General features: G+C 66.8%; 6 protein-coding genes. 2 read left to right on the forward strand and 4 right to left on the reverse strand.

Annotated elements, in window-relative coordinates:
• Window positions 1-103: 103 nt before the first annotated feature.
• From ACZY0Y_RS19435 to ACZY0Y_RS19450, 4 genes are all read right to left on the reverse strand, one after another.
• Window positions 104-874: a hypothetical protein gene (locus tag ACZY0Y_RS19435; protein WP_463959882.1), complete on the reverse strand. Its 771-nt coding sequence runs from the start codon at window positions 872-874 to the stop codon at window positions 104-106.
• The gene (locus ACZY0Y_RS19440; protein ID WP_463885771.1) at window positions 871-1419 is read right to left on the reverse strand and encodes an RNA polymerase sigma factor; all 549 of its coding nucleotides are present in this window, start codon (window positions 1417-1419) and stop codon (window positions 871-873) included. The genes ACZY0Y_RS19435 and ACZY0Y_RS19440 overlap by 4 nt, the downstream gene beginning before the upstream one ends.
• An 87-nt stretch (window positions 1420-1506) precedes the next feature.
• Entirely contained in the window at window positions 1507-1977 is a 471-nt protein-coding gene (locus ACZY0Y_RS19445) for a hypothetical protein (protein ID WP_463959883.1), read from the reverse strand.
• Between the two features lie 347 nt (window positions 1978-2324).
• Window positions 2325-3614, reverse strand: a complete 1290-nt coding sequence (locus ACZY0Y_RS19450; RefSeq protein ID WP_160668127.1) for an adenylosuccinate synthase — start codon at window positions 3612-3614, stop codon at window positions 2325-2327.
• Between the two features lie 417 nt (window positions 3615-4031).
• Here ACZY0Y_RS19450 and ACZY0Y_RS19455 point away from each other — a divergent pair, with 417 nt between their 5' ends.
• Together ACZY0Y_RS19455 and ACZY0Y_RS19460 are read left to right on the forward strand one after the other, a co-directional pair.
• Entirely contained in the window at window positions 4032-5252 is a 1221-nt protein-coding gene (locus ACZY0Y_RS19455; protein WP_463959884.1) for a cobalamin-independent methionine synthase II family protein, read from the forward strand.
• A gap of 155 nt (window positions 5253-5407) precedes the next feature.
• Window positions 5408-6040, forward strand: a complete 633-nt coding sequence (locus ACZY0Y_RS19460; protein ID WP_463885776.1) for a uracil-DNA glycosylase family protein — start codon at window positions 5408-5410, stop codon at window positions 6038-6040.
• The last annotated feature ends 123 nt before the right edge of the window (window positions 6041-6163 follow it).

The following is a 6163-nucleotide window of genomic DNA, read 5'->3' on the forward strand; positions in this document are numbered from 1 at the left end:
CAGGGGTTTCGGACCCAAAATTCGGGGGAGGGGGGTGGGTTAGTAGGAGGGAGAAAAAACCAACCCCCCACGTTACCCGCGACGCGGACAGGCCGCCAATGTCCTAGGGCTGGCCGGGGAGCGTCGGAAGCACGCCGGGAAGGGTCGGCTCCGGCAGCTGACCCTTGGGAAGGCTCCGGTCCTCACCCGGGCCGGGGAGCCCGGGCACGGATGGTGTGACAGGGCGGCGGGGCGGCACCGGAAGGATTCCGCCCCGGCCAACCGCCGGCGGAGTGGCCGCGGCGCCGGGCGCCGCAGGAACCGAGGCCGCGGACCCGGGTGCCGCAGCAGCATCATCTGCCACAGGCGGGGTGGCGGAGTTCGCTGCATTGGACGGCACGGCGGGAGCCGGAATGTCCGCCGGTGACGGCCGTGCGGGCCGCGGGGCCACATCGGGCGTCTCGCCGGAAGGCTGGAAAATGCTGCCGACGGTGTGGCTGACGTTTTTGCGGAAGTCCTCGCTGGAGGCCGCCACGGCGCCGGCACCGAGGGTCATGGCGCCCACGACGGCGCCACCGACGATAGCCAGCCTGCGCTTCCGGCCGCGGCGCTCGGCAAGGCTCGTGACCCCTGCCGGCAGGAGTTCCTCGCCGGGACCCGGTGCGGACGCGAGAGCGGGCATCGCCGTCGTCGGGCTTGCGTCCGGACGGTCGGCAACGAAACCGCCAGCGGCGAGCACTGCCGCGAGGTCGGCCCGGGGCGCCGGCGCCCGGTCCGGGACCAGGGCGCTGAGCTGCTCCAGTGAACCACGGAGCTCGGCGGCACCGTCGAGGCCGGCATCACGGAGCATCGCCTGGATGCGGCCATCCTGCTGGGGTTCGCGTGTGCCGGTCATGATGCTGCGTGGTCCTTTTCGGTGACGAGTTCGCGCAGGGCGCTGAGCCCGCGTCGTTGAAGCTGTTTGATGGCACCCGGCGTCTTGTCCATGATGCCGGCCACCTGGTCGATGGAGAGGTCCGCGACGATCCGCAGGACCAGGACTTCCCGTTGCTCTCCGTTGAGCCGGGAAAGGGAATCTGCAATGCCGCCCAGGGAGCCGAGGGCCTCGTCCTCGGCGGAGGGGGCGTACCGCGTGTCATCCCGGGGATCGTATTCGGCCAGGTACGGCGTGCGGTCTGCCCGCCGGTGGTGGTCGACCAGCCGGGCGTGCGCGACGGAGAAAATGAAGGTCCGCAGGCCGGTGTGGCCGCCGGTGACCTTGGCGAGTTTCGGCAGGATGTCCACGAAGACGTCCTGGGTGAGCGCCTCGGCGTCTTCCACGCCGCGGGCCCGGAAGTAGCCGAGCACCGCGGGTGAAATGACCGTGTAGACAGCGCTAAACCCTGATGGCTCGCCAGCCAAGGCTGCTGACAATTCATCATCGCTTAGCTGTTCTGCCAAGAGGCTGTCCTTCCGGTTACTGCTGGGGTGCGGCCCCGGCAAGTCTAGCGGCCGCACCCCGGGTGCCTCCAAAGAGGCGTTCAATGCCTACTTGTCGAGCTCAGGCTGCACGTCCGACGGCAGGGTCGGAACGGTCGGAACGGCAGGAACCGCCGGAACACCCTTGGCGCCCGGGACAGCGACGGTCACGCCGGCGTGGGCCTTGGCCTCGGCAGCGCCCTTGGCATTGGCAGCGCCGTCGACGGAAACGCCGTCGTTGTCGGCCTCGACGGAACCTTCAGCGGAGCCGTCGGCACCCTCGACGTCGCCCTCGGCGGAGCCGTCAACGGACGGGGAAGCCGGCACAGCCGGGACAGCCGGCACGGCCGGGGCGGCGGGAAGTTCAGGAGTCGCCGGAACCGCGGGGGTTGCCGGCACGGCGGGCGTAGCGGGGGTCACTTCAGCCTGCTGGGTGGTCGAAACCTGGGCCGCATTGGCCAGGCCGATGCCGGAGAATCCTCCAACAACGAGAATCGCGGCGCCGACAGCAATCTTGGTGGTCTTGCTAACACTCTTCATAAGAAACGTACATCCTTTGTTTTTTGTGTGAAGGCTGGCTGGAGCCTGATGGGGGCAGTCAACAGCCCGCTCGTTCAGTGGAAGGCTGGCCAGCGCCCGATGGGGGCGGGCGCCGGCCTGCACTTGCAGTGGAAGGCCAGCCGGATTTCCGGTGGGGGGTCCATGTTCCGGCGGCGCTTACAAAGGAGTAATCGCTGGAGTGCCCCGAAAGGTTACGCACTGTTCGGAAGTTTCTTTTTTCTTTTTCGGACAGCCGCTGCGAGGGACCCGGACGGCGGCTTAACGACGGCGGCGGCGGGCCACCTTTCCAGGTGACCCGCCGCCGTCGGGCGTCAGCAGTTACTGCATTAGTCGTTGATCAGGTCGTTGATGACGATGGTCTGGTCGCGGTCCGGCCCAACACCGATCGCCGAGAAGCGGGTGCCGGAAAGCTTCTCGAGGGCCAACACGTAGTTCTTGGCGTTCTCCGGGAGGTCGTCCAGGGTGCGGGCGCCGGTGATGTCCTCGGTCCAGCCCTCGAAGTACTCGAAGATCGGTTTGGCGTGGTGGAACTCGGTCTGCGTCATCGGCATTTCGTCGTGCCGGACGCCGTCGACGTCGTAGGCCACGCAGACCGGGATCTGCTCGATGCCGGTGAGCACGTCCAGCTTGGTGACGAAGTAGTCGGTGAAGCCGTTGACGCGGGAAGCGTGGCGCGCCAGCACGGCGTCGTACCAGCCACAACGGCGCGGGCGGCCGGTGTTGACGCCGAATTCGCCGCCGGTCTTCTGCAGGTACATGCCCATCTCATCGAACAGTTCCGTGGGGAACGGCCCGGCGCCCACACGCGTGGTGTATGCCTTGATGATGCCGATGGAGCGCGAGATGCGGGTGGGGCCGATGCCCGAGCCCACGGAGGCGCCGCCGGCCGTCGGGTTCGAGGAGGTCACGAACGGGTAGGTGCCGTGGTCGACGTCCAGGAACGTGGCCTGGCCGCCCTCCATAAGGACCACTTTGCCCTCGTCCAGCGCCTTGTTCAGCACGAAGGTGCTGTCGATGACCAGCGGGCGCAGGCGTTCGGCGAAGGACAGGAAGTAGTCCACGATCTCGTCCACCTCGATGTCGCGGCGGTTGTAGACCTTGACCAGGAGTTCGTTCTTCTGCCGCAGCGAGCCTTCGACCTTCTGGCGCAGGATCGAGGCGTCAAAGACGTCCTGGACACGGATGCCCAGGCGGGCCACCTTGTCCATGTACGCCGGGCCGATGCCGCGGCCGGTGGTACCGATGGCGCGGCTGCCGAGGAAACGCTCGGTGACCTTGTCCAGGACCTGGTGGTAGGGCGCCACGAGGTGGGCGTTGGCGGAGATCCGCAGCTTGGAGGTGTCCGCGCCGCGGGCTTCCAGGCCGTCGATCTCCTGGAACAGGGCCTCCAGGTTCACCACGCAGCCGTTGCCGATGATCGGGACCGCGTTCGGGCTCAGGATGCCGGCAGGAAGGAGTTTGAGCTCATACTTCTCACCGCCCACGACGACGGTGTGGCCGGCGTTGTTGCCGCCGTTCGGCTTCACGACGTAGTCGACGCGGTGGCCGAGCAGGTCAGTGGCCTTACCTTTGCCTTCGTCGCCCCATTGGGCTCCGACGATCACGATTGCTGGCATGGGATCCTCCCCCATTCGTTCGGGCCGAAGTCCGTGTGATCCACCAGGGTGGCCACCGGAGCTCAGCGCCGTTCATGAGAATGCCCCGAATCTACCGCTGTGCTCTTACCATCAACGCCAGAGTCCGGGGCTCTTACCACCCAAGTTTAGCCGATCCCGGTGGCGGCAGTTCATTTGACCATCCAATGGACTTCCCGCCGGTTGCGCGGGTCCCCCAGCGTCCAGCCAGCGGGAATGCGCCGGAAAGACTTGCGCAGGCCTGCCGGGTGGAATCAGGTAAGAGTTGACCATCCCGAGCGGCCGAGGGACCTGGACCGTTGACGCCGCAGCAACCCTGCCCGGACACAGCCCGCTGATCTGCGGCCGCCGTGACGGCGAGGGTGCTACCGCCAGGACCGATGGAAAGGAAGCGCCCCCATGCAGCAGAACGCGCAGCAGAACACCGACCATATCCGCGCCACCCACGCCGGCTCGTTGCCCCGCACCCCGGAGCTCATCGCCGCGAACGAGGCCAAGGAGGCAGACGGCATCACCCCCGAGTTCCTGGACCTGCTGGAAACCTCCGTGGTGGACATCGTGCAGCGCCAGAAGGACCTCGGCATCGATATTCCCAACGACGGCGAATACGGGCACACCATGTCCAGCTCGGTGGACTACGGCGCGTGGTGGAACTATTCCTTCAGCCGGCTTGGCGGCCTTGAACCGACCGATGTGGACCGCTGGGCTGACGCCGCGGTGCACCGCTCCAGCCCCGGCCACATCGTGCTGACCTCCTTCCCGGACCGGCGCGACCGGCAGGAGTTCAACGACGCCTACAACGATCCGTCCTCCGGGATCCTGGCGCACCGCAAGAGCGTCACGCAGCCGAAGATCGCCGGCCCGCTGCGCTACACCGGGCAGGCCCTGGTGAACTCGGACATCGCCAACCTCAAGACCGGCATGGCCGCCGCCGGGCTGTCCGAGGGCTTCGTCGCTTCCCTGTCCCCGGGCTCCTGCGCCCGCGTCGCGAACGAGTACTACAAGACCGATGAGGAGCTCCTCTACGCCTGCGCCGACGCGATGCGGGAGGAGTACAAGGCCATCATCGACGCCGGCCTCACGGTCCAGCTCGATGACCCGTCGCTGGCCGAAAGCTGGGACCAGATCAATCCGGAACCGAGCCTGGCCGACTACCTCAAGTTCATCCAGCTCAGGGTAGAGGCCACCAACTGGGCCCTGCGCGATCTCCCCCAGGAACAGATCCGGCTGCACGTCTGCTGGGGTTCCTGGCACGGCCCGCACACCACGGACATCCCCTTCGCGGACATCATCGGCTCCGTCCTGCAGGTCAACGCCGGGGGCTACTCCTCCGAGGCCGCCAACGTCCGCCACGAGCATGAATGGCGTGTCTGGGAGGACACCAGGCTTCCCGACGGAAAAGTCATCATCCCCGGTCTTGTCTCCCACGCCACCAACGTCGTCGAGCACCCGGACCTGGTGGCTGACCGGATCGTGCGCTTCGCCCAATTGGTGGGCCGGGAAAATGTGATTGCCTCCACAGACTGCGGTCTCGGCGGCCGCGTGCACCCGCAAATCGCCTTTGCCAAGCTGGAATCCCTGGGCGAAGGCGCCCGCCGCGCCACTGCCCGGCTCTGGTAGAGGACCTTCGGCCGGCCCGTCATTTCGCAGGGCTTGATAGACTAATAAGGATCGACCAGGAATCGGTCCACACCACATTTTCAAACCACACCGTATTCGGCGTGCCCCCGGACGGTCTGGCAGCTTCACCAATCCCGCAGGAGACTCAGCAACATATGACAGCCTTGGCCACTGAAAATTCCCGCGAACAGCTTTTGAGCCGCCGCTACGAACCTAGCGTCGCGGCCGTCAACGAACTGTGCGACACGCTGCAGGCAACCAAAGCTGGCACGAATGTTCCCTATGTGGACCCGATGCACGACATCGATGAGTGCCGCATCATCAGCCTCTTCTCCAACATCGGAACAGAGGATGAGTCGGGCTTCATCACCGCCGGCGACGAGGAAGCCGCCACCCGCCTGCTCGGCGTCCAGTGGAAGCTGGGCCTGCGCCCCGAGTACGTGATGCCGTGGAACGTCCACCCCTGGTACGTCCCGGGCGAGCCCAACGGCAAGTTCACCCCGGACCAGATTTCCGCAGGCCTGAAGCCGCTGCTGAAGTTCCTCGCCGTCGTGCCCCGCGCCTCGGTGATCGTCGCGCACGGCACCGAAGCCAACCGCCTCGCGAACCTTCTCCTCAAGACCGAGGTGCCCATGATCTGGCGCCGCGGCCTCAAGACCTACAAGGTCCGCTCGCTCAGCGGCCGCGCCTTCGCCGGCACACCGGCCCGGCAGGAGCAGTACCTCGAGGAAATGGGCACCGTCTACGCCGACGCCATGGCCCGCACCGGCCTGGCAAAGACCAGCTGATCCCACTTCCCGCCACGACGACGGCGGGCGCCCACCTTCTGGTGGACGCCCGCCGTCGCACTTTAACAAACAACGCGGGGTCACTTCCGGCCCATCCCGGCGCCCGGGATGGGCCGGAAGTGA

Source organism: Pseudarthrobacter kochi (assembly GCF_055412805.1).

Coding starts and splice junctions, on each gene's coding strand:
- ACZY0Y_RS19435 (WP_463959882.1), bottom strand. CDS start 874: ATGACCGGCACACGCGAACCCCAGCAGGATGGCCGCATCCAGGCGATG.
- ACZY0Y_RS19445 (WP_463959883.1), bottom strand. CDS start 1,977: ATGAAGAGTGTTAGCAAGACCACCAAGATTGCTGTCGGCGCCGCGATT.
- ACZY0Y_RS19450 (WP_160668127.1), bottom strand. CDS start 3,614: ATGCCAGCAATCGTGATCGTCGGAGCCCAATGGGGCGACGAAGGCAAA.
- ACZY0Y_RS19455 (WP_463959884.1), top strand. CDS start 4,032: ATGCAGCAGAACGCGCAGCAGAACACCGACCATATCCGCGCCACCCAC.
- ACZY0Y_RS19460 (WP_463885776.1), top strand. CDS start 5,408: ATGACAGCCTTGGCCACTGAAAATTCCCGCGAACAGCTTTTGAGCCGC.